This window comes from Agrobacterium sp. SUL3, assembly GCF_001263295.1.
In the GTDB taxonomy this organism is placed as follows: domain Bacteria; phylum Pseudomonadota; class Alphaproteobacteria; order Rhizobiales; family Rhizobiaceae; genus Agrobacterium; species Agrobacterium tomkonis.
Window position 1 is genome coordinate 15,518 of record NZ_KQ414509.1, and the last position, 23,376, is coordinate 38,893.

The 23,376-nt window shown below is 60.2% G+C and carries 20 protein-coding genes; 4 read left to right on the forward strand and 16 right to left on the reverse strand.

Features of this window, described 5'->3' with window-relative positions; all coding sequences use genetic code 11:
* Window positions 1–27: 27 nt before the first annotated feature.
* On the reverse strand, window positions 28–705 hold the full coding sequence (locus AKG12_RS19330) for a hypothetical protein (protein WP_285277766.1): 678 nt from the start codon (window positions 703–705) through the stop codon (window positions 28–30).
* 58 nt (window positions 706–763) lie between these two features.
* Window positions 764–1,768 carry a 2-hydroxyacid dehydrogenase gene (locus AKG12_RS19335; RefSeq protein WP_046799103.1) on the reverse strand — a complete coding sequence of 335 codons (1,005 nt, stop codon included), beginning with the start codon at window positions 1,766–1,768 and terminating at the stop codon, window positions 764–766.
* Window positions 1,769–1,948: 180 nt separating this feature from the next.
* Between AKG12_RS19335 and AKG12_RS19340 the strand changes: the two genes are divergently transcribed.
* The gene (locus AKG12_RS19340; RefSeq protein WP_052820228.1) at window positions 1,949–2,482 is read left to right on the forward strand and encodes an SH3 domain-containing protein; all 534 of its coding nucleotides are present in this window, start codon (window positions 1,949–1,951) and stop codon (window positions 2,480–2,482) included.
* Here the strand turns inward: AKG12_RS19340 and AKG12_RS19345 are convergent.
* Window positions 2,475–3,467, reverse strand: coding sequence for an adenosine kinase (locus AKG12_RS19345; protein WP_052820106.1), 993 nt, complete (start codon window positions 3,465–3,467; stop codon window positions 2,475–2,477). The two genes, AKG12_RS19340 and AKG12_RS19345, sit on opposite strands and share 8 nt — an antisense overlap.
* Window positions 3,468–3,955: 488 nt before the next feature.
* Between AKG12_RS19345 and AKG12_RS19350 the strand changes: the two genes are divergently transcribed.
* Window positions 3,956–4,900, forward strand: coding sequence for an AEC family transporter (locus AKG12_RS19350; protein ID WP_046799105.1), 945 nt, complete (start codon window positions 3,956–3,958; stop codon window positions 4,898–4,900).
* 17 nt (window positions 4,901–4,917) lie between these two features.
* Here AKG12_RS19350 and AKG12_RS19355 read toward each other — a convergent pair whose 3' ends face one another.
* The 9 genes from AKG12_RS19355 to rimP form a co-directional block, all read right to left on the reverse strand.
* Window positions 4,918–5,934 carry a class I SAM-dependent methyltransferase gene (locus AKG12_RS19355; RefSeq protein WP_052820107.1) on the reverse strand — a complete coding sequence of 339 codons (1,017 nt, stop codon included), beginning with the start codon at window positions 5,932–5,934 and terminating at the stop codon, window positions 4,918–4,920.
* A gap of 169 nt (window positions 5,935–6,103) precedes the next feature.
* Entirely contained in the window at window positions 6,104–8,251 is a 2,148-nt protein-coding gene (gene pnp / locus AKG12_RS19360; RefSeq protein ID WP_046799107.1) for a polyribonucleotide nucleotidyltransferase, read from the reverse strand.
* A 268-nt stretch (window positions 8,252–8,519) separates the two neighbouring features.
* Complete coding sequence (gene rpsO / locus AKG12_RS19365; RefSeq protein ID WP_006309908.1) at window positions 8,520–8,789, reverse strand: 30S ribosomal protein S15; 270 nt, start codon at window positions 8,787–8,789, stop codon at window positions 8,520–8,522.
* A 218-nt stretch (window positions 8,790–9,007) separates the two neighbouring features.
* Complete coding sequence (gene truB / locus AKG12_RS19370; RefSeq protein ID WP_052820108.1) at window positions 9,008–9,955, reverse strand: tRNA pseudouridine(55) synthase TruB; 948 nt, start codon at window positions 9,953–9,955, stop codon at window positions 9,008–9,010.
* A 3-nt stretch (window positions 9,956–9,958) separates the two neighbouring features.
* On the reverse strand, window positions 9,959–10,375 hold the full coding sequence (gene rbfA, locus AKG12_RS19375; protein ID WP_006309910.1) for a 30S ribosome-binding factor RbfA: 417 nt from the start codon (window positions 10,373–10,375) through the stop codon (window positions 9,959–9,961).
* Between the two features lie 75 nt (window positions 10,376–10,450).
* Complete coding sequence (gene infB / locus AKG12_RS19380; protein ID WP_052820109.1) at window positions 10,451–13,210, reverse strand: translation initiation factor IF-2; 2,760 nt, start codon at window positions 13,208–13,210, stop codon at window positions 10,451–10,453.
* Window positions 13,211–13,311: 101 nt separating this feature from the next.
* The gene (locus tag AKG12_RS19385) at window positions 13,312–14,013 is read right to left on the reverse strand and encodes an RNA-binding protein (RefSeq protein WP_052820110.1); all 702 of its coding nucleotides are present in this window, start codon (window positions 14,011–14,013) and stop codon (window positions 13,312–13,314) included.
* The gene (nusA, locus tag AKG12_RS19390) at window positions 14,010–15,626 is read right to left on the reverse strand and encodes a transcription termination factor NusA (RefSeq protein WP_046799111.1); all 1,617 of its coding nucleotides are present in this window, start codon (window positions 15,624–15,626) and stop codon (window positions 14,010–14,012) included. Before nusA ends, AKG12_RS19385 begins: the two co-directional genes overlap by 4 nt.
* A gap of 62 nt (window positions 15,627–15,688) precedes the next feature.
* A complete protein-coding gene (rimP, locus tag AKG12_RS19395; protein WP_046799419.1) occupies window positions 15,689–16,285 on the reverse strand; it encodes a ribosome maturation factor RimP in 597 nt (198 codons plus the stop codon).
* A 287-nt stretch (window positions 16,286–16,572) separates the two neighbouring features.
* Here rimP and AKG12_RS19400 point away from each other — a divergent pair, with 287 nt between their 5' ends.
* Window positions 16,573–18,201 carry an MFS transporter gene (locus AKG12_RS19400; RefSeq protein ID WP_082178949.1) on the forward strand — a complete coding sequence of 543 codons (1,629 nt, stop codon included), beginning with the start codon at window positions 16,573–16,575 and terminating at the stop codon, window positions 18,199–18,201.
* Between the two features lie 164 nt (window positions 18,202–18,365).
* Here the strand turns inward: AKG12_RS19400 and AKG12_RS19405 are convergent, their stop codons facing one another.
* Window positions 18,366–19,604 (reverse strand): lytic murein transglycosylase, encoded by a 1,239-nt coding sequence (locus AKG12_RS19405; RefSeq protein WP_502688811.1) that lies wholly within the window; start codon window positions 19,602–19,604, stop codon window positions 18,366–18,368.
* 123 nt (window positions 19,605–19,727) lie between these two features.
* Window positions 19,728–20,333, reverse strand: a complete 606-nt coding sequence (recR, locus tag AKG12_RS19410) for a recombination mediator RecR (protein WP_052820113.1) — start codon at window positions 20,331–20,333, stop codon at window positions 19,728–19,730.
* A gap of 37 nt (window positions 20,334–20,370) precedes the next feature.
* Here recR and AKG12_RS19415 point away from each other — a divergent pair, with 37 nt between their 5' ends.
* Entirely contained in the window at window positions 20,371–21,006 is a 636-nt protein-coding gene (locus AKG12_RS19415; protein WP_052820114.1) for an MOSC domain-containing protein, read from the forward strand.
* A 68-nt stretch (window positions 21,007–21,074) separates the two neighbouring features.
* On the opposite strand, the gene AKG12_RS19420 is transcribed toward AKG12_RS19415, so the two are convergent.
* Window positions 21,075–21,398 carry a YbaB/EbfC family nucleoid-associated protein gene (locus AKG12_RS19420; protein ID WP_052820115.1) on the reverse strand — a complete coding sequence of 108 codons (324 nt, stop codon included), beginning with the start codon at window positions 21,396–21,398 and terminating at the stop codon, window positions 21,075–21,077.
* A 27-nt stretch (window positions 21,399–21,425) separates the two neighbouring features.
* Window positions 21,426–23,300, reverse strand: a complete 1,875-nt coding sequence (locus tag AKG12_RS19425; protein ID WP_052820116.1) for a DNA polymerase III subunit gamma/tau — start codon at window positions 23,298–23,300, stop codon at window positions 21,426–21,428.
* Window positions 23,301–23,376 lie beyond the last annotated feature (76 nt).

Consider the following 23,376-nt stretch of genomic DNA (forward strand, 5'->3'; position numbering starts at 1 on the left):
GCGGCAAAGCCGGCATTGCGAACCGGCCTATCGCAGAAGGCCGGATTGCAGCATTTGCGAGATAAAGACCGCAGAAACGCCGTCGATGCCCGTCTCGGGCTGAACGTCGCCTGATCCGACCCGCCAGACGCGCTTGTCCGCTCCGCTGACGAGCTGGATTTCCGTCGTGATCTTATGCGTCACCGGTGCTGCCATCGCGGCTTCCGCCATCTGTTTCATAAGGTCCGCAGACGGCATGCGGCCACCGTCACCGAGGTCATCCGGCTTTGCCCCAGCTTTCAGCTTTCTGAAGGCTGGCTCGGCATCTGCAACGACGCAGTTCATCTTAATCCGCGCCAGGAACGCACCTGTGGGCAATTGCGCTCCGATGCGTGCTGGTTCAGCCTTGCATCGCGCGCGCTTCGTGCTTGCCACCCACAGCTTTGCAAACTGGTTCTGCTGTTCGCTTGTGGTCCCCTTTGGCGCGTTGGAACCCTTGTATTTAAGCTGCCAGGCGACCGGATCTGTAACCAGTTCCATATCGACGTAACGCGGGCCGCTATCCGGAGAACCCCATTCTTTATCCAGTCGAACCATGCTGCCGCGATCAAAATTCAGCCAGGCACGATAATAGAGTTCCGCTGTCTCTTCGGGCGAGAGTGAAGCGGCCCGGACGGGGCTGCTGCCCAGAACAAGCAAGGTGGACATGAGCAGCAAAAACTTCACCGGAGTTCCCATTGACCTTCCCCCACGCGATAATCAGACGATGACTTCTTTAGCTGACTTAGCTACGCCCCGGCAGCACCCGGTTCGGCGGACGGTGTCCATCGAACAGCGTGCGGATGTTGATGATGACCTTGTCGCCCATTTCGATGCGGCCTTCGATCGTCGCAGATCCCATGTGCGGAAGCAGAACGACCTTGCCTTCCTTGGCGAGCTTGATGAGCTTGGGGTTCACCGCAGGCTCATTCTCATAGACATCGAGACCGGCGCCGGCGATTTTTCCTTCGCGCAGGCACTGGATCATCGCGGCCTCATCGATGATATCGCCGCGCGCAGTATTGACGATGTAGCTGGTTGGCTGCATCAGCGCCAGCCGCCGCGCCGAGATCAGGTGATAGGTCGCGGGCGTCGAGGGGCAATTGACGGAGACAATATCCACCCGTGCCAGCATCTGGTCGAGGCTGTCCCAATAGGTTGCCTCAAGCTCCGCCTCCGTCGCGGGGTTGACGCGTTTGCGGTTGTGATAATGAATGGAAAGGCCGAACGCCTTGGCGCGCCGCGCAACCGCAGTTCCGATGCGGCCCATGCCGACAATACCGATGCGCTTGCCGGAAATGCGCCGCCCCAGCATCCAGGTCGGCGACCAGCCGAGCCACTCATCCGAGCCATTGGCAAGCACGCGCGTGCCTTCGATCATGCGGCGCGGCACGGCCAGCACCAGCGCCATGGTGATATCGGCGCTGTCTTCGGTCAGCACATTCGGTGTATTGGTAACGGTAATGCCCTTTCGGGCTGCGGCGTCCACATCCACATGGTCGATGCCATTGGAGAAGCTGGCGATCAGCTTCAGTTGCGGCCCCGCCTGTTCGATCATCGCGGCGGTGATGCGGTCGGTCACGGTCGGCACCAGCACGTCCACCCGCTGCATGGCGGCGACAAGCTCTGCCTCGCTGCGCGGCGTATCGTCGATATTCAGTTCGGCATCGAAGAGTTCGCGCATTCTGGTCTCGACGACGTCAGGCAATTTGCGGGTGATATAGACTGTCGGTCTCTTCTTGTGGGTCATCGTTTGCCGCTGCCTTGTTCAGAAGTCATTAACCAGAAAGAGCGATAATTTCTTTCAATCAGGGCGTTTCTACCAGACCCGCCGGCGAAGACAAACAAAACTCGCCGAGGCTCGAGGCATGTGGAAACGAGCCTCCTCGAATATCATCCGGTTTGCAGAAGGCGGGAAACGGAAATGGGCATGCGCAGTGTGGTTTCTATCGTTTGCATTGCATTGTCTTTGGGCCTCTTCGGTGCGGCAACTGAAGCCATGGCGCAGGGTGCCGCCAAGGGCGCCAGCGGCCTGCCGCTGCCGCGTTTCGTCAGCCTGAAATCCAAGCGCGTCAATATGCGCATCGGCCCCAGCACGGATTACGCCGTGTCATGGATGTATCTGAAATCAGGAATGCCCGTCGAAATCATTCAGGAATATGAAAACTGGCGGCGTATTCGTGATGCTGACGGCACGGAAGGCTGGGTCAACCAGGCGCTGCTGTCCGGCGAGCGCACCGCCGTTGCAGCGCCCTGGATGCGCGGCAAGGGCAAGGAAGTTTTCGTAAATATGCGCCGCGAGGCGCAGTCTGGCGCTTCCGTTGTGGCGCGGCTTGAGCCGGGCGTCGTCTTCAGGATCGGTGAATGCAATGGCGACTGGTGCCGCGCCGAGGCCGGTCAGGCCTCGGGCTGGGTTTCGCAGGGCGAAATCTGGGGTGCCTACCCCGGTGAGGCCTTTAAATAAGGCCGTGCTTTGCGCCAAGCGCCTTGAGCGATGACATCGGGCGCGGCCCTACCTGCTGAATGACGGCCGCGGCCGCGAGGCAGCCGAGCTTGCCGCAATCTTCGAGCGACCGGTCCTGGGTATAACCGAACAGGAAACCGGCGGCGAAAAGATCGCCTGCACCTGTCGTGTCGACCACGTCATGCACGGGATAGGCCTCTACCTTCACGCGTTCCGTACCGCGCAGGATAACGGCACCTTCTTCGCTCATTGTCACCGCCGCGATCTTGCAGTCGGCGGCAATTTTCGTCAGCGCCAGCTCGAAATCGTCGGTCTCGTAAAGCGAAAGCGCTTCCTGCTTGTTGGCGAAAACAATATCCACCGTGCCGGAGCGCATCAGGTCGAGAAATTCCTCTCGGTAACGGCCGACGCAGAAACTGTCGGACAGCGTCATGGAAACTTCGCGGCCGTTTTCATGCGCGATGCGGGCGCATTCGCGAATGGCGTCCTTGGCGCGCGGCGGATCCCAAAGGTAACCTTCGAAATAGGTGACCTTGGTCTGCGCCACGACGTCGTCTTCGACGTCTTCAGGGCCGAGATCGATGCAGGCGCCGAGATAGGTGTTCATCGAACGCTCGCCATCTTCGGTCACGAAGATCATCGAACGGGCGGTCGGCGGGAAGGTGCCTTCCGGTTTCGTTTCGAAATAGACGCCCTGCGCGCGGATATCGTGCTGGAAGATTTCTCCGAGCTGGTCTTCGGCGACCTTGCCGAAATAGGCGGCCTTGCCGCCGAAATTCGCCACGCCCGCCGCCGTGTTACCCGCGCTGCCGCCGGAGGCTTCGAGAGCCGGCCCCATCAGCGAATAAAGCAATTCGGCGCGTTCCGCATCGATGAGGTTCATCGCGCCTTTGGTAATGGCATTGTCGTTGAGAAAGCGATCATCGCAGCGGGAGATGATGTCGACGATGGCATTGCCGACAGTCAGTACGTCGAATTTCGTCATGGGGCCCTATCCAGTTCGCACGAGGCGTGTGCGTATTTTCAAACGGTCTTAAACATTTCTGGCGGCAAGAAAAGCCCAAAGGGAAAATATGCGGTTCTCCGCAAAGAGGAGGAAACGCGTCATTTGCCTGTAATGTGGCTAAGCTATTGCTCGTTCCAGAGCAAAAGGTGTGTGAATGCGTACCGGAATGGAAGACATGATGGTCTTCTGGCTCAACCGTTATCTCCGCCACGGATGTACTGGCGGCGTATAACGGACATAAAAGGCGGGGGAAACCCCGCTTTTTCTTTGCCCTGATGCCGCGGAATGCGGGGTTATGGGGCAGCGAAGAGCATTACCGGTGAAGGCGCTTAATCGATCTGCCTTCTGCGTTGCATGCGATCCGCAATTGGCGAAAACAAAGACGCGCAGCGTTTTCGCGATTCCATTCCAGTGGAAAACGCTCTAAAGCGGAGTATCTCCCGCAAAGCCGCGAAAGCTTTCCCTCCATGTCTGCCGTTGCCGCTAATGTCGCTCCGATTTTCATTCTCATCCTGATCGGCTGGCTTACAGTCAAGGCCGGTCTGTTCCGTGCCGATGCCGGCGAGATTCTCAGCGATTTCGTGTTCAAGATCGCCGTGCCGACACTGATCTTTCGCACGCTTGCGGAAGCGAATTTCCACGGTGCGTCGCCCTTCCGGCTCTGGATCACCTATTTCGCCGGCGTGGCCGTCACATGGACAATCGGACATATCGTCACCCGTTACGTCTTCAAGCAGGATGTGCGTATCGCCGTCATTGCCGGGATTTCCTCGGCCTTCGCCAACAATATTTTCATCGGCCTGCCACTCGTCGGCCGGTCCGTTGGCGATGAGGGATTGGTGGCGCTTTCCATTCTGCTGGCCATCCACCTGCCTGTCATGATGATTGCCGGCACGATCCTGATGGAGAACGCCACACACAAGGCGGTCGGGGGTGAAAAGCGAAGCATGGCTGCGGTCTTCAAGCAGGTCGGTCGTAACCTCGTTACCAATCCGCTGGTGATTGGCCTGGCGATTGGCCTTTCGACCAATGTTTCAGGTGTGACGCTGACGCCCATCCTCAAAACCGTGGTCGATCAGATTGCTTCGATGGCAGGGCCAGCGGCGCTCATCTCGCTCGGCATGGCGCTGACGAAATACACCATTCGCGGCAATCTGGGGATCGCTGTTACCATGACAGTGTTCAAACTGCTGCTCTTGCCCGCCTGCGTGTGGGCCATGGGCCACGCTCTCGGCCTCAGCCGGGAATGGACGGCGGCCCTTGTGCTCACCTCGTCGGTGCCGACGGGGGTGAATGCATGGCTGATCGCCAACCGCTTCGGCATCGGCCACAGCGTTGCGGCCTCCACCATCAGCATTTCCACGGCGACCGGCGTTCTTTCCGTGTCGCTGTGGGCATGGCTGCTGAGCTGACCGCCCTGCTGAATTGATTATTTCTGGGCGCTGAGGATCTTGAAGCGGGCGTTACGGCACACCTCTGCGCTGCTGCGGAATTCCGTCGCGAGCACCGGCTCATAGGGCATGCCGCGATTGGCAACCATCAACAGCTTTCCGCCGCTGCGAAGCGCGCCGGCGGCAGCCTTGATGAACGCCTGGCCGAGAGCGGGCTCCGCCGCCTGTCCCGCCGCGTGGAAAGGCGGGTTCATGATGATGAGGTCGTATTTTTCCTTCGGCGGCTCGTTAGCCAGATCCTGCCAGAAGAAACGCGCCGTCAGCCGCGGATTGTTTTCAAGAAGATTGGTCTTGGCAAATTCAAGCGCATTCCGGTCCGCTTCAAAAAGATCGATACGGGCGGTGCGCGGCGATTTTTCTGCCAGCATCACCGAAAGATAACCCCAGCCTGCGCCAAAATCGGCGGCGTTGCCGTCAAAATCGGTCGGCAGGCGCGATGCCAGAAGCTCCGAACCGTCATCGACGCGGTCGTGCGAGAACATGCCGGGCAGGGCGGTGAAGCGGCCGTCGACCGTCACGGGCTTTTGGGCAAGCTTCGAGAGAGCCGAGGAAACATCGTCCGGACGTTTAAACCAAAGCGCGACACCATGGTATTTTGGCGTCGAGTCGGCCTCGATGCCAAGCTTTGCCAGCGTCTTGCGCAGCGTCACGATACCGTCTTCCTTCGATCCCGCCGCGACGATCAGGCCGCCGGCTTTCACGCGTGACAGTGCTTCCGCGACGCGGTTTTCGTTCTCGCCACGATGTTTGCCGCACAGCAAAAGCGCCGCATCGTAGTCCTCGCCCGAAACGTCCGGGGTGACCTGCGCGCCTTGCGCCTGCAGAGCCCGGTAAAGTGGCCGAAGGTGCTGAACGGCAATAATCTCCGCGTCAAAACCATCCAGCCTCGGGCCGGCCTCCGCTCCCAGAAACAGAATGCGTTCGCCCTCTTTCGGCATATCGAGCATTTCTGCGGCAAAGGGGTGGAAAAGGGTTTTAACAGCGTCGCGGCTCATGGGAGCGTCCTTAGAGCATTTCCAGGAAAAGCGGGACTGCTTTTACAATCTGGACAATGCGTTAAATCAAAGAGTTAGATCGATTTGGCGGTGAGCCAAGCGGATCTAAGCGAAATAGAAAAAAGGCGCGGGCAAAACCCGCGCCTCGATAGGGTCTGGCGGCGCGGCCTTATTCGGCAGCGGCTTCGCCGTCTTCTTTCTTCTTGTCGGCAGCGACTTCCTGGCCGGTTGCTTGGTCGACAACCTTCATGGAGAGGCGAACCTTGCCACGCTCATCGAAGCCCATCAGCTTGACCCAGACCTTGTCGCCTTCCTTGACGACGTCGGAGGTCTTGGCAACACGCTCGGAAGCGAGCTGCGAGATGTGGACGAGGCCGTCGCGAGCGCCGAAGAAGTTGACGAAAGCGCCGAAGTCAGCGGTCTTGACGACCGTACCTTCGTAGATGGCGCCGACTTCCGGTTCAGCAACGATCGAGTGGATCCACTTGCGGGCCGCTTCGATTTCCTTGCCGGAAGAAGAAGCGATCTTGACGGTGCCGTCGTCCTCGATGTTGATCTTGGCGCCGGTCTTTTCGACGATTTCGCGAATGACCTTGCCGCCGGAACCGATGACTTCACGGATCTTGTCGACCGGAATGTTCATGACTTCGATGCGCGGTGCGAATTCGCCGAGCTGGCTGCGGCTCTCGGTGATGGCATTGGCCATTTCGCCGAGAATGTGCTTGCGGCCACCCTGTGCCTGCTCGAGAGCGATCTTCATGATCTCTTCGGTGATACCGGCGATCTTGATGTCCATCTGCAGCGAGGTGATGCCGTCGGCCGTACCCGCAACCTTGAAGTCCATGTCGCCGAGGTGGTCTTCGTCGCCGAGGATGTCGGAGAGAACCGCAAAGCGCTCGCCTTCAAGGATAAGGCCCATGGCGATGCCGGCAACCGGCTTTGCCAGCGGAACGCCGGCGTCCATCAGTGCGAGCGAGGTGCCGCAAACCGTTGCCATCGACGAAGAGCCGTTGGACTCGGTGATTTCGGAAACGACGCGCAGCGTGTAGGGGAACTGTTCCGCAGTCGGCAGCATCGGACGGATCGCGCGCCATGCGAGCTTGCCGTGACCGATTTCGCGACGGCCCGGGGAGCCCATGCGGCCTGTTTCACCAACCGAATAGGGCGGGAAGTTGTAATGCAGCAGGAAGCGTTCCTTGTACATGCCGGTCAGGCTGTCGACATACTGCTCGTCTTCGCCGGTGCCGAGCGTCGCAACAACGATCGCCTGGGTTTCACCGCGGGTGAACAGAGCCGAACCGTGCGTGCGCGGCAGCAGGCCGACTTCCGAAATGATCGGACGAACGGTCGACAGGTCGCGGCCGTCGATGCGGCTCTTGGTGTCGAGAACGTTCCAGCGAACGATCTTCGCCTGCAGGTGCTTGAAGACCGCGCCGATTTCTTCCGGGCTGTACTTGGCTTCGCCTTCTTCCGGCAGGAAGTGCGCCTTGACCTTCGCCTTCACGGCGTCGACGGCAGCGTAACGGGCAGCCTTTTCGGTGATCTTGTAGGCGGCACGCAGTTCGGTTTCAGCCAGGGCCAGCATTTCGTTTTCGAGCGCGGAGAAATCCTCCGGTTCGAATTCGCGGGGTTCCTTGGCGGCAACTTCGGCGAGCTTGATGATCGCGTCGATAACCGGCTGGAAGCCCTTGTGGCCGAACATGACGGCGCCGAGCATGACGTCTTCGTTGAGTTCCTTGGCTTCCGATTCCACCATCAGAACGGCGTCCTGCGTACCGGCAACAACCAGATCCAGAACCGATTCATCCATCTCATCGAGATGCGGGTTCAGAACGTATTCGCCGTTGATGTAGCCAACGCGCGCGCCGCCGACCGGACCCATGAAAGGAATGCCGGACAGTGTAAGCGCAGCAGATGCGGCAACCATCGACAGAACGTCCGGATCATTTTCCAGATCGTGCTGAATGACCGTGACGACAACCTGCGTGTCGTTCTTGTAACCTTCAGGGAAAAGCGGGCGGATCGGACGGTCGATCAGGCGGGAAACCAGCGTTTCCTTTTCGGAAGGACGACCTTCGCGCTTGAAATAGCCGCCGGGGATCTTGCCGGCAGCGTAGGTCTTTTCCTGGTAGTTGACGGTCAGCGGGAAGAAGTCCTGGCCGGGCTTCGGAGACTTTGCGGAAACCACGGTCGCGAGAACCATCGTCTCGCCGTAGGTTGCGATGACGGCGCCATCAGCCTGACGGGCAACCTTGCCGGTCTCGAGCTTCAGCGGGCGGCCTGCCCATTCGATTTCCACGGAGTGCTTATTGAACATATCTTGTCCTTGTTTGTACTTGCCCGCCTTATGGGGGCAAAGAACGACGCAATCACGGGCAAGACAGCGGGAGGCTTTCGAGGCGCAAGCATCCGGCAATCCTGCCCCATGACAGGTCTGCGGTTGAAAAGGCGGCACCGGCCCATCCGGGGCTACCTTATCCGTCCGGGGACCACATCTGCGGCAAACGCCCGGAAATTCATGCGGCCTTCAAAAGGCCCAATATAAAAACCGGCGGGTGTCGTTGTGAAACCCGCCGGATAAGGTTTTAGCGGCGAATGCCGAGAGCACCGATCAGCTTGGTGTAACGGGCTTCGTCCTTCTTCTTCAGATAGTCGAGAAGCGAACGACGGCTCGAAACCAGCGTCAGAAGGCCACGACGGGAGTGGTTGTCCTTCTTGTGGTCCTTGAAGTGACCGGTGAGGTTGTTGATCCGCTCGGTCAGGATTGCGACCTGAACTTCCGGAGAACCGGTGTCACCTGCCTTGGTGGCATATTCCGTGATGAGGGCGGCTTTGCGCTCTGCAGTAATCGACATCGTACGATCCTTTCTTGTTTTTAAGGAAAAACGGGGACGCCTAGAGCCGGGATGTCGTCCAGCTCTGGCCATTCAGCAGCATAGGCAAAGCCCAAGCTGGCGCTGCCTATAAACTATTCCGGGTACAATTGAAAGAGGTGATTGACTGGGCCTAGCGGAGCATTTCCAGGAAAACCATGTGCGTTTTTCCGTCCGGAAATACATGAAGACAGCCTATTTCAGCCAAAAACCCGCTTCGGCCGAAACTCTCCCTCACCGATCTCGCCAATCGCGACCAGCTTGCCCTGCACGGTGGCATAGGCTTCCGGATGATTGGCCGGCGCGTCACGCCCGCGCAGCAGGATGGGGTTGCCCATCTTCAGCCGGTGCGCCTGATCGTCGTTGATGATAAGATGCGGAAGCGAGGAAAGCGCCTGCGCCGTGTCGATCAGAAAGGCATCCAGCGCCTCGACCCGCTCGTCGCGGTCTTCTATGGCTTCCAGTGCCGTCAGTGTTTCAAGCGGCACCATCATGTCTTCGCCGAAGGGGGCGACCATGGTACGGCGCAACTGCGAAATATGGCCGAAACAGCCGAGATCGCTTCCCATGTCGCGCGCAAGCGCTCGCACATAAGTGCCTTTGCCGCATTCCACTTCAAAATGCGCGGTATCGGCATCGGGGCAGGCGAGCAGCGTCAGGCGGTGAATTTCCACCTCGCGTGCCGGGATTTCCACCGTCTCGCCATCGCGCGCCAGATCATAGGCGCGCTCGCCGGCAATCTTGATCGCGGAAAATTGCGGCGGTGTCTGCAGGATCACACCGGTATAATTGGGCAGAAGATCGCGGATCGCCTGTTCGTCCGGGCGCTGGTCGGAGGAATTGACGACCTCGCCTTCCAGATCGTCGGTTGCGCGCTGCTCACCCCAGGTGACGGTAAATTCGTAGATTTTACGGCCGTCCATGACGTAAGGCACGGTCTTGGTGGCGTCGCCGAGGGCGATCGGCAACATGCCGGAAGCCAGCGGATCGAGCGTTCCGGCGTGGCCTGCCTTCTGGGCGTTGAACAGCCACTTGATCTTGGAAACGGCTTCGGTGGAACCGAAATCAAGTGGCTTGTCGAGGATGAGCCAGCCCGAGATCGGACGGCCCTTGGGTTTGCGGTGCTGCTGTTTACGTGGTTTGGACATGCTTCAGTTCTGTTCGTCGTCTTTTTCGTTTGAAGGTCCAAGATCGCGCTGCACCTCCGGTGACCGCAGGAGTGCGTCGATCTTCTGGTAATTGTCGAAACTCGTATCGTCGCGAAAGCGCAGTTCCGGCATGTACTTCATTTGTCGCAGTTGCGGACCGAGACGGCCGCGCATGAATTTCGCGTGGCGGTTCAGCGCGCTGATGATGTCGGTGTGATCCGCAACGCCAAGCGGCGTCACGTAAGCTGTCGCGATCTTGAGATCGGGCGACATGCGTACTTCCGAGATGGAAATGACGGTGCCTTCGATCAGATCGTCGCGGACTTCGCCGCGCTGAAGAATTTGGGTAAGAGCGGCGCGCACCTGTTCGCCAACACGCAGCATGCGTTGCGAAGGGGCCGATGATGTTGCTTTTGCCATGGGTAATGCCTCAAACGGAGCGAGCGCCGGTAAGCCGGCGCCCGACAGAAAAATCCTGTTTTGCGGCGAGAACGCTTAGAGCGTTCTCGTGATGTGTTCGACGCGGAAGCACTCGATGGTGTCGCCGGCGCGGATGTCTTCGTAGTTTTCGAATGCCATACCGCACTCCTGACCAACCGGCACTTCGTTGACTTCGTCCTTGAAGCGCTTGAGGGTCTTGAGCTTGCCTTCGTGGATAACGACGTTGTCGCGCACCAGACGGACACCTGCACCACGTTCCACCTTGCCCTCGACGACGCGGCAACCCGCGACCTTGCCGACCTTGGTGATGTTGAACACCTCGAGAATTTCGGCATTGCCGAGGAAGGTCTCGCGACGTTCCGGCGAAAGCAGACCCGACATCGCCGCCTTAACGTCATCCACCAGATCGTAGATGATGTTGTAGTAGCGGATTTCGATACCGGCGCGTTCGGACGCCGTACGTGCCTGTGCGTTGGCGCGAACGTTGAAGCCGATGATCGCGGCGTTCGATGCCTCGGCAAGCGAGATATCCGATTCCGTGATGGCACCAGCACCAGAGTGAACGACACGAGCGCGGACTTCGTCTGTGCCGAGCTTGTCGAGCGAAGCGATAATGGCTTCGACCGAACCCTGCACGTCCGCCTTGATGACCAGCGGGAATTCCTTCAATCCCGAAGTCTGAAGCTGGCTCATCATCTGTTCCAGCGAGCCGCGCTGACCGGTCTGGCGGGCGACAGCCTTGTCGCGTGCCAGACGCTGGCGGTATTCGGAGATTTCGCGGGCGCGGCTTTCGTTTTCGACAACCGCAAAACGGTCACCGGCCGACGGCGTGCCGGAAAGGCCGAGGATTTCGACCGGCATGGCCGGACCGGCTTCCTTGACGTGTTCGCCCTTGTCGTTGACGAGCGCGCGCACACGGCCCCACTGGTCACCGGCAACGATGATCTGGCCGGGCTTCAGTGTACCCTTCTGCACGAGAACGGTGGCGACGGCGCCGCGTCCACGGTCCAGCTCGGCTTCGATGACCGTGCCTTCTGCGGTGCGGCTTGGATCTGCCTTGAGATCGAGGATTTCCGCCTGAAGCAGGATCGCTTCGAGCAGCTTGTCCAGATTGAGCTTGTTCTTGGCCGACACTTCGACGTCAAGAACTTCACCACCCATCGATTCCACGAAAACTTCGTGCTGCAGCAGCTGCTGGCGAACCTTTTCAGGGTTTGCCTCGTGCTTGTCGATCTTGTTGATCGCAACGACGATCGGAACACCGGCCGCCTTGGCGTGATTGATGGATTCGATCGTCTGCGGCATGACGCTGTCGTCTGCGGCAACAACCAGAACGGCAATGTCGGTCGCCTGCGCACCACGGGCACGCATCGCCGTGAAGGCGGCGTGGCCGGGGGTGTCGATGAAGGTGATCTTCTGACCGTTCTTCTCAACCTGGTAGGCGCCGATATGCTGGGTGATGCCACCGGCTTCGCCAGCAACCACGTTTGCCTGACGGATGGCGTCGAGCAGCGAGGTCTTGCCGTGGTCGACGTGACCCATGATTGTCACGACCGGCGGACGGGAAACCATTTCGCCTTCGTCGTCGGCCTGGTTGAAGATGCCTTCTTCCACGTCGGATTCAGAAACGCGCTTGACGGTGTGGCCGAATTCGACGGCGATCAGTTCCGCCAGATCGGCGTCGATCACGTCGCCTGGCTTCATCATCTGGCCTTCCTTCATCAGGAACTTGATGACATCGACGGCGCGTTCGGACATGCGCTGCGACAGTTCCTGAATGGTGATGGTTTCCGGCAGGATGACTTCGCGCATAACCTTTTCGCGGGTTTCCTGCATCTGGCTGCGGCGGAATTTCTCCTGACGGCGGCGCATGGATGCCATCGAGCGGCCACGCGGCGTGCCGTCTTCATCCAGATTGGACGAGGTGACGGTGAGCTTGCCACGACGGCGTTCTTCTTCCGTCTTCAGGCGGGCGGCGGGCTTGGCCGGAACCGGAGCCGTGACCTTGCCGCGGGCCGGAAGGCTGCTGCCGCGACGCACGGCACCACGATCATCCTCCTCGTCGCCACCGGTACGACGTCCGCGCGGAGCGGCCGCATCGGGCGTTGCAGGAGCGGAACGGGGAGCAGCGGTGGCGGACTGAGGACGTGCGTCAGTGCGGGGGGCCGGTGCAAAGGCCGCAGCCGGCTTTTCGCTGGCCGGTTCGGATTTCACTTCAGCGGCAGGCTGGCTTGCCGCTGCCTTGGCAGCTGCAGCCTCTTCGGCAGCGCGGTTTGCGGCCTCAACCTTTTCGGCTGCGATGCGCTGTTCTTCCTCAACCTTGCGGCGTGCTTCGTCTTCGGCGCGCTGCTTGGCTTCCACCACGTCACGAGCCTGCGCTTCCATCAGCGCACGGCGACGGGCTTCCATCTCGCCGGCGGAAAGATCGTGCAGAACGTTGCCGCGCGGACGGTCAGGCTGGCGCTGCTGGGGTGCGGACGAGCCGGGACGCTGCTGCGACTGGGAAGAACCCGGACGCTGCTGCTGGCCGCCTGGCTGATGAATGCGCGGCTGGGGAGCCTGCGGACGCGCTGCCACGGGGGCAGGGGCCGGTGCTGCGGGCTTCGGCGCAGGTGCTGCTGCCGCGATCGGCTGAACCGGCTTCTCGTCTTCGGGACGTAGGGGGCGGCGCTTGCGTGTTTCCACGACAACCGCATTTGTGCGACCTCGACCCATATCCTGCCGCACGGTGCCCTGATTCATCCCGCCCGGCTTGAGGGTGAGAGTCTTCTTGGCCGGCGCGTTAAGTGTCTTGTCGTCGTTGTTGTCGGTCATTCGTTCCCGTTCCTTCGGACGAGAACCGGATGACGTCCATCAGGTCTCGTCGTTCAATTGCTGCATCGGAACGCGGCGACCGTTCATGTCGGTTAACCGCGTCATTGTTCTGTCCGGGCAGCGTCGCGTTCCGCCTGAGATCGACCGCCAAGGCGGTACTGCTCGAGCATCGTTGCGCGCTTCACTACCCCCTCACCCGCCTGCCCCGCAAGCGCGCAAGCATGGATAAAAGCATTCTGGCCCATCAACTCGTCCATTTCGGCGCTACTGAAGAGCCGGAAGGACGGAATTTCATTGTCGGCATCGCTGCCGAACGCCCAGGCCCTGCGGGCCTGGTCCAGTTTTCTCACGCCGTCCGCCGCAGCATCGGTTGCGTGGAACGCGGCAATCGCGTTCCCGGACCGGATGGCGGCATCGACCTTCGTCGCGCCGCTGATGAACTGGCCCGCCTTGCGCGCCATGTTCATCATTCCCGCAAGCTGCTGCGCCATCAGCCGGTCGAGAAGAGCAAGAAGCTCCGGTCCGGCCTTGACGTCGCGTTTGAGTGCCCGTGCGAAAATCTTCTTCGCAATGGCTTTCTCGATCAGGGCGCGCTCGGGTGTTACCCAGCAGCCGCGCCCCGGCAATTGGCGTTTCAGATCCGGCACGACGCTGCCGTCCGGGCCTGCGACGAAGCGGATCAACTCATCGGGGGATCCGCTTTGCCGTGTCACAATGCACATACGTCCATTGACGTTGCCTTCCAGCCGCCCGTCCTCATCGGTCTCGGGCAGCTCGTCCGGCTCATGCGCCTGCGATGTCATTCCTGCTCGGCGGTATCCGCCTCCTCGGCAGCTTCAGCATTGGCTTCCTCTTCGGAAGCGAGGTCTTCGGCCGTGATCCAGCCAGCCAGAAGACGGGCCTGCACCACCATGTTCTCGGCCTCGACGCGCGAGACGTCGAGCTTGGAGAAGATGCCTTCGAACTTCTTGGTCTCGCCGTCCTTGCGTTCGCTCCAGCCGACCAGATCGTCCGCGGCGCAGCCGGCAAAGTCTTCGATGGTCTTGATACCGTCTTCACCCAGCGCAACCATCATCTGCGAGGTCAGGCCGTCGATCTGGCGCAGCTCGTCGGCAACGCCGAGTTCCTTGCGCTTGGCGTCCATTTCGGCTTCCAGACGTTCCAGATATTCGCGGGCGCGGGTCTGGATTTCATCGGCGGTGTCTTCATCGAAACCGTCGATCGAGGAAATTTCACCGAGGTCGACATAAGCCAGTTCTTCGACCTGTGCGAAGCCTTCGGAAGCCAGAACCTGGCCGACCATCTCGTCAACGTCGAGGGCGTCCATGAACAGTGCCGTGCGCTCGTTGAATTCCTTCTGGCGACGCTCGGATTCTTCCTGTTCGGTCATGATGTCGATGTCCCAGCCGGTGAGCTGCGATGCCAGACGCACGTTCTGGCCACGACGGCCGATGGCGAGCGACAGCTGCTCGTCGGGAACGACCACTTCGATGCGCTCGGACTCTTCATCCAGAACCACCTTGGCGACTTCCGCCGGCTGCAGGGCGTTGACGATGAAGGAAGCCGGCTCCTGGCTCCACGGAATGATGTCGATCTTCTCGCCCTGCAATTCGCCGACAACGGCCTGAACGCGCGAGCCGCGCATACCGACGCAGGCGCCGACCGGATCGATCGAGCTATCGTTCGAGATGACGGCGATCTTGGCACGCGAACCGGGGTCGCGGGCGACCGACTTGATCTGGATGATGCCGTCGTAGATTTCCGGGACTTCCATGGTGAAGAGCTTCACCATGAACTGCGGATGGGTACGCGACAGGAAAATCTGCGGGCCGCGCTGTTCGCGGCGAACGTCGTAAACGTAAGCGCGCACGCGGTCGCCGTAACGCATGTTTTCCCGCGGGATCATCTCGTCGCGACGGATGATGCCTTCGCCACGGCCGAGATCGACGATGACATTGCCATATTCGACGCGCTTGACGGTGCCGTTGACGATTTCGCCGATGCGATCCTTGAACTCGTCATACTGGCGGTCACGCTCGGCTTCACGCACCTTCTGCACGATGACCTGCTTGGCCGACTGGGCGGCGATACGGCCGAAATCCATCGGCGGCAGCGGATCGGCGATGAAATCGCCGAGCTTGGCGTCCGGGTTGCGGTCGCGGGCCAGCTCCAGCGGGATCTGGGTCGAATAGTCCTCGGCTGCCTCGACCACTTCCAGAAGACGCTGCAGGCGGATTTCGCCGGTCTTGGAGTTGATGTCGGCGCGAATGTTGGTTTCCGAACCATAGCGCGAGCGGGCGGCTTTCTGGATAGCGTCGGCCATTGCGGCAAGCACGATTTCGCGGTCGATGACCTTTTCGCGCGCCACAGCATCGGCGATCTGCAGAAGCTCAAGCCGGTTAGCACTCACTGCCATTTTTCTATCTCCGTAAGTCGCATAATTGCGGGGATCGCCCTTTTTCGGGCTTTACGTTGGAATTAGTCTTCGTTTGTTTCGTTTTCGTCGTTCTGGTTTGCGGCGGCAGCCTTAGCCGCCTTGTCTGCCCGCAGCGCATCACGAATAAGGTCGTCCGTCAGAATGAGCTTCGCATCGGAAAGCGCGCTGAACGGAACGGTGACTGTCGGCTCCTCGCCATAGGCGATCTGGTCGCGTTCCAGCTTGAAGCCATCCGCATCGACCTCGACGATCTTGCCGCGAAACCGCTTGCGGTTTTCGACCAGAATGGAGGTTTCGACCTTAACCAGATGACCCTGCCAGCGGGTGAAATCCGATTTACGAACCATCGGCCGGTCGATGCCGGGCGAGGAAACTTCGAGATGATACGCTTTATCGACCGGATCTTCCACATCAAGAACCGGTGAAATGGCCATGGAGATCGCTTCGCAGTCTTCGACGGTCATGGTGCCGTCTTCGCGCTCGGCCATCACCTGCAGCGTCATGCCGTTCTGGTTGGAGAGCCGCACGCGCACCAGAAGATATCCCATACCCGCCAAAACAGGCTCGATGATCTCGGCAATGCGCTGGTCGATGCCCGTTTCAGTTATCAGTCGCGATTCTTGTGCGGTGTCTGCCATCTGGCCTTCCGGTCTTTGATTTTCACCGGGCTCCTGGCCCGTGGTTTCCGGTTCGCCTAACGAAAAAGAGCGGAGCCTTGCGGCCCCACTCTTCATCAAGCGATCAAGAATTTCAGGGGTCATATAGACCCATCGGGGCGGGATTGCAAGGTTTTCGCGGGCGCTCCTGCTTCAATGGCGTCCGCAGCCACATTTTCACCGCTACCGTGTCGGAAAGGGTGGCATCATTCTGGGCACTGTCTATAGTTGCCGTTTAACAAATCGCAGTTGCATCAATTGGACAGAGCGTGCCTGACCGTAAATCGCCACTCGCGCCTTTAAGGCATTTGACTTACAGACGAATCTGGATCGCCAGCCTTGCCTCGAATTTCGGCGGACTGATCCAGGCGGTGGGCGCCGCATGGATGATGACCTCGCTGTCGAGTTCCGAAAACATGATCGCGCTGGTGCAGGCTTCCACCTCGCTGCCGATCATGATGTTTTCGCTGATTTCAGGCGCGCTGGCCGACAGTTTTGATCGTCGCCGCATTATGATCTCGGCGCAGTTATTGATGCTGACTGCCTCTGTACTGCTCACGGTTTTTGCCTGGTCCGGCTGGCTCACACCCTGGCTGCTGCTTTTCTTCACCTTCATGATCGGCTGTGGCACGGCGCTCAACAATCCGTCCTGGCAGGCCTCCGTTGGCGAAATGGTGCCGCGCGAGGATCTGCCCGCCGCCGTGACGCTGAACAGCGTCGGTTTTAACATCACCCGCAGCGTCGGCCCCGCCATCGGCGGTATCATCGTCGCTGCCGCAGGGGCTGCTGCCGCGTTTTTCGTCAATGCGCTCAGCTACTTCACCCTGCTTTATGCCCTGTTTCGCTGGCAGCCGCCCAAAAACGCCTCGACCTTGCCGCGCGAGCAGCTTCTCGCCGCCATATCCGCCGGAATGCGTTATGTGGCCATGTCGCCCAATATCGGCAAGGTGCTGGTGCGCGGCTTTCTCTTCGGCCTCTCCGCCAGTGCCATCCTGGCCTTGATGCCGATCGTTGCCCGTGATCTGGTCGAGGGCGGCCCGTTGACCTACGGCGTCATGCTGGGCGCATTCGGCGTCGGTGCCATTGGTGGCGCGCTCATCAGTGCCCGGTTGCGGGAAGTCATGTCCAGCGAATGGATCGTGCGTGTCGCCTTTTTAGGTTTCGCCTTCAGTTCCGGTATAACGGCAATCAGCACGAGTGCGATCATCACCTCGCTGGTCCTGACCGTCGCCGGCGCCTGCTGGGTTCTGGCGCTTTCCCTGTTCAACACCATCGTCCAGCTTTCCACGCCGCGCTGGGTGGTGGGCCGGGCACTTTCGCTTTACCAGACGCTGACCTTCGGCGGCATCGCGGTCGGCAGCTGGCTTTGGGGCGAACTGGCCGAAGACTATGGCATTTCCTATTCGCTTCTCTGTTCCTGCGTGCTGATGCTGCTCGGCGTCGTCGTGGGCCTCAAGCTTGCCATGCCGGCCTTCGCCTCGCTCAATCTCGATCCGCTCAACCGTTTCGTGGAGCCGCCGCTGAGGCTTGATATCAAGCCGCGCAGTGGCCCGATCGCCATTCTCATCGATTATGAAATCCATGACGAGGATCTCGGCGAATTCCTGCCGCTGATGGCTGAGCGCCGCCGCATCCGCATCCGGGATGGCGCGCGCAACTGGAACCTGATGCGCGACCTGGAAAACCCCGATATCTGGACTGAAAGCTATCATGTGCCGACATGGGTGGAATATGTCCGCCATAACCACCGCCGCACTCAGGCGGATGCCGAGGCCTGGGACAGGCTGCTTGAGCTTCATCGCGGCAAGACGCGGCCACGCGTACACCGGATGATCGAGCGGCAGACCATTCCGCCGACCGACGATATCTTCCACAAGCCGCATACCGATCAGCATTGAAAGACGATGTGCCGGGAGAGTGGCGATGGCCTTTATCCCCACGCGCCGTCATTCTCGGGCCTGTCCCGAGAATCCAATCCCCTATCGGCAGCATGATAGGTTGCAGATGCTCGGGACAGGCCCGAGCATGACGGAGGAAAGGTCTGTGCTTCGCCAGCAATCCGCTATTTCAGTTTAGCCTTCAGCGTCGCATCGGGAAAGCAGGTAGGCGCCAAGCCGTTTTTCGCCTGCCAGTCGCCGAGCGAGCGGCGCGTCTTGAAGCCCGCCAGCCCGTCCGCCTTGCCGACATCGTAACCTTTGGCAACCAGCGCCTTCTGCATGGCCAGAACATCCGATCGCAGCATCGATCCGACATTGCCCCATTCCGCCTTGAATGGCCCCGCCCCATGGGCGATGCGGTCGGCGAGATTGCCGATGAACAGCGCGTAGAGATCGGAATTGTTATATTCCTTGATGACGTAGAAATTCGGCGTCACCACGAATTCCGGCCCATGCCGCCCGGCCGGCACCAGCATCATGCCATCGGCGGTAAGGTCATTGGCCGGAAAGGGTTTTCCGGAAATGCGGGTGATGCCCATCTTCGCCCAGTCGGCCACCGGCCTTGCAAGGTCCGGACCTTCCTGCGCGCAGGAGACATTGGCCGGGATCGAGGCTTCGAAACCCCAGTCGCGATTGCGCTGCCAGCCGCGCTGAGAAAGATAGTTCGCTATGGATGCCAGCGCATCCGGTACGGAACTCCAGATATCGCGCCGGCCGTCGCCATCGAAATCCACCGCATATTTGAGATAGCTCGACGGCATGAATTGCGGCTGGCCGAGTGCGCCGGCCCAGGAGCCCATCATGCGCGAGGCTGCGATATCGCCGCTTTCGACGATCTTCAGAGCATCGATCAGCTCGGTACGGAACATCTCTTTGCGGGTGGACATATAGGCCTTCGTGGCCAGCACATCGACCACCGAATGCGGCAATTTCGCACGACCGAAACCGGATTCACGGCCCCAGATCGCCACGATGATATCGCCGGGCACGCCATATTTCGCTTCGATGCGACGAAGGGTGGTGGCATGGGTTGCCGCAAGCGACCGACCGGTGCCGGCAAGCCCCTGCAGTCGCTTCTCGGAGAAATAGGCGCCCGGTGAGGAGAATTCGGCCTGGCTCTGGCTTTGTTCCTTCGGCGGTTTCTGGCCAGGGATGACGAGATCAGGCAGCTTCCAGTTGATGGAGAGACCGCTCAGCGCAGCATCGAGCGTCTTTTGCGAAATACCCGCCTTGCGTGCTTCCGGCCAGATTTCCTTTTTCAGCCACGTATTGAATTCGGCGTCGTATCGGGCAGCAGCTGCACCGGTTGGTACAGATTGCGCCATGGCCGCCGTCGCTGAAAAAACGGAAAGAATGGCGGCCAGTGCCTTGAAGCTTTTCCGGGAAAAGTGGAGCTCGGTTTTCCGTCCGGAAATGCGCCAGGACAAACAATCAAATCGGTTTCGCATTCGGTCTCCTCTTTGGGGCGTGGGGAGTGAAGGAAGGCGTCAGATCGTCGTGCGGGCCCGAAGCGCCGCCGTCAATGTGCCTTCGTCGAGATAGTCCAGCTCGCCGCCCACCGGCACCCCATGCGCAAGCCGGGTGATCTTGATGCCGAGATCGGAGAGACGGTCGGTGATATAGTGGGCGGTTGCCTGCCCCTCAACCGTCGCATTGACGGCGATGATAAGCTCGCGAATGCCACCGACGCTGACACGATCGATCAGCCCCTTGATGTTCAAATCTTCCGGCCCGACACCGTCGAGCGGAGATAGCGTGCCGCCCAGCACATGATAGGCGGTGTTCATCGCGCCCGCCCGTTCCAACGCCCACAGATCCGAGACGTCCTCGACAACGATGATGACTGACTGGTCGCGCCGGTCGTCAGCGCAGACGGTGCAGGGATCGATGGTGTCGACATTGCCGCAGCAGGAGCAGATTTTGACATTGTCATAGGCCTCGCCCATCGCGTGGCCCAGCGGCCCGAGAAGCTGCTCCTTCTTCTTGATGAGATGCAGCGCCGCCCGCCGTGCCGAGCGGGGCCCAAGTCCCGGCACTTTTGCCAGAAGCTGGATCAGTTTTTCGATTTCCGGACCGGTGACTCGTTTTGCCATGAGCGCTTTCTACTGCATAAATCGGGAAACGGGAATCATGAAGCGCGAAGGGCAGTTCATGAAAATACAGGCGGTGTGCCGGGGCGAGGCCAAAAAGCTGCCGGGAAAGACGACGAAGACGGGCATCTTCAAACATCCCGTGCAAGGCCCGGTCTTGGTGGATGCCGAAGGTATCGTCAGCGATGCCGTGTGCAATCGCAAACATCACGGCGGGCCGGATCAGGCGATTTACGTCATGGGGTCCGTCGATCTGCATTTCTGGTCCCGCTCCCTGGGCTTCGTGGTCGAACCGGGATTTTTTGGCGAAAACCTAGTTTTGGAAGCTGTCGACAGTGCAAAACTCCATGTCGGCGACAGGTTCTCGGCCCGCGAAGTCGTGCTGGAGGTAACCGCTGCCCGCATTCCCTGCGCCACCCTTTCGGCCCGGATCGGCGATCCCGATTTCGCCCCGCGTTTCCGGCAGGCGGGCCAGCCGGGTTTTTATTGCCGCGTGCTGAAAGGCGGAATACTCGCTGCCGGCGAGGATATCGTCTTCGAACCCTATCAGGGAACGAAACTGCCGATACCGACTATTCTCCAGCGATTTCGTCCCATGCAGCTTAATGCAGCCGAGCGCATGGCCTATCTGGAAACGCCGCTTGCCAGCCGGTTTCGCGCGATGCTGGAGGCCTAAACTCTGCCTTGAGACGAGGACGGCGAATGCTCAACAGCGTTTCGCCATCCTCTTCAGTCGATATGATATCAGAACGGCAACTTCATGCCTGGCGGCAGCGGCAGACCGGCGGTCAGGCCCGCCATCTTTTCCTGCGCCTGTGCTTCGCCCTTTCCCTTGGCGTCCTTATGGGCCGCCACGATCAGGTCCTCGAGAATTTCCACCTCGTCTTCCTTCAATAGCGAAGGATCGATTTTCAGGCTGCGCATTTCGCCCTTGCCGTTGAGAATGACGGTTACCAGACCGCCGCCGGCCCTGCCTTCGACTTCAAGGGCGGCGATTTCTTCCTGCACCTTTTCCATCTTGGACTGCATTTCCTTGACCTTGCCCATCATGCCCATGATGTCGCGCATGTGCCAAACTCCTGTTTTTGTTCTCGTTTAAAATTCGATGTCGTCGCCGGGAAGGATGTCGCCTTCGCTCGATTCGGCAACCGATGGCGGGGCGATTTCTTCCGCCTCGTCCTGTTCGACAGCCCGGATGCGAACATCGGTGATTTTTGCGCCAGGAAATTGCTGGAGAATGGCCACGACGTCCGGATCCTGTCTCGCATCGACAAGGCGGGCGTCGCGGGCGTTGCCCTCGGCCTCCACCAGCGTCGGTTGACCCTCTTCCTTGCTGAGGCTGACGATCCAGTGGATACCGGTCCACTCCTTTAGCCTCACGCCAAGCTCGCCGGGCAGCGAGCCGGGGGCGCCATCGCCAAGCCGCATATCGAGCCGGCCCGGTTCCAGTCGAACCAGCCGGACAAAGTTGCGGACCTTCGCCCGCATGACGGGATCGCGATTTTTCTGGCAGAGATCGGCAATATCCTGCATCGAATTAACCGGAACTTTCGGCTCCGGCCGTTCTTCGGTCTTTGGTGCGGCGATCTGCATGTCCTGCGGCCGGCTGTCGGGAACGGCGCGCAAAATTGCAGACGTCTGCGGCGTTGCCGGGCGCTGGGCGGGAAGATCGACAGGTCTTGCCGCAGCCACGGTTTGCGCTGACGAATAGGCCCGCGCCCCGCCACCATTACCGCCGCCCGCAGGCGCGCCGTTGGCATAGCCGCCATCACCGTTGGAAAGCTCAAGCAGCCGCCGTGCCGCATCTTCGGGTGCGGGCAGATTGGCGGCATGAGAAAGCCGGATCAGCACCATTTCGGCAGCACCCGCAGGCCGCGAGGCATTTTCCGTTTCCGGAATGCCCTTCAGCAGCATTTGCCAGATGCGAGACAACGCGGTTACCGCGATGGTTTCGGCAAATTCCGCACCACGCACGCGTTCGATTTCGGAAAGAGAAGGATCGTCTGCCGCGTCAGGCACATATTTCATGCGGGTGACGAGATGGGTGAAATCGGCAAGGTCGTTCAACACGACGACGGGGTTCGCGCCGGCCTCATATTGGCCGTTGAATTCCGAAAGGGCTGCCGCGACATCGCCTTTGACGATATGCTGGAAAAGATCGACGATGCGCGCCCGGTCGGCAAGGCCCAGCATGCCGCGCACCGCCTCGGCCTCCACACGGCCACCGCCATGGGCAATTGCCTGATCGAGCAGGGAAAGGCCGTCACGCGCGGAACCCTCGGCTGCACGGGCGATCATCGACAGCGCCTGCGGCTCAGCCTCAAAACCTTCCTTGCCGGCAATGGCGGTGAACAGGCCGACGAGATCGGCAGCGCTGATGCGGCGCAGGTCGAAACGCTGGCACCGCGACAGAACGGTGATCGGAACCTTGCGGATTTCGGTGGTCGCGAAGATGAATTTCACATGCTCCGGCGGCTCTTCCAGGGTCTTCAAAAGACCGTTGAAAGCCTGCGTCGACAGCATGTGCACTTCGTCGATGATGTAGACCTTGTAGCGCGCCGAGACCGGGCGATACCGCACCTGCTCGATGATCTCGCGAATATCATCGATACCCGTATGGGAGGCGGCGTCCATCTCGATCACGTCGACATGTCGGCCTTCCATGATCGCCTGGCAATGTTCACCGGGGATACGCAGGTCGATGGTTGGCTTGTCGATGGTGTCTGTCTTGTAATTCAGCGCGCGGGCGAGAATGCGGGCCGTGGTGGTCTTGCCCACGCCGCGGACGCCAGTCAGCATATAGGCCTGCGCGATGCGGCCGGTCTCGAACGCATTGGTCAGCGTGCGGACCATCGGCTCCTGGCCGACCATCAGATCGGAAAAATCCTTCGGGCGATATTTGCGCGCCAGTACCCGGTAGCCGGTCCCGACCTGGGATTCGCTTGGTGTGGTGGGTACGGTATCGCTCATTGCCTCGCCAGTTTGTTTTGCCAGTTTGTCTTGGGGCGCTGAACTGGCCCGGCGAAAGCTGAGCACGTCTTTTAAA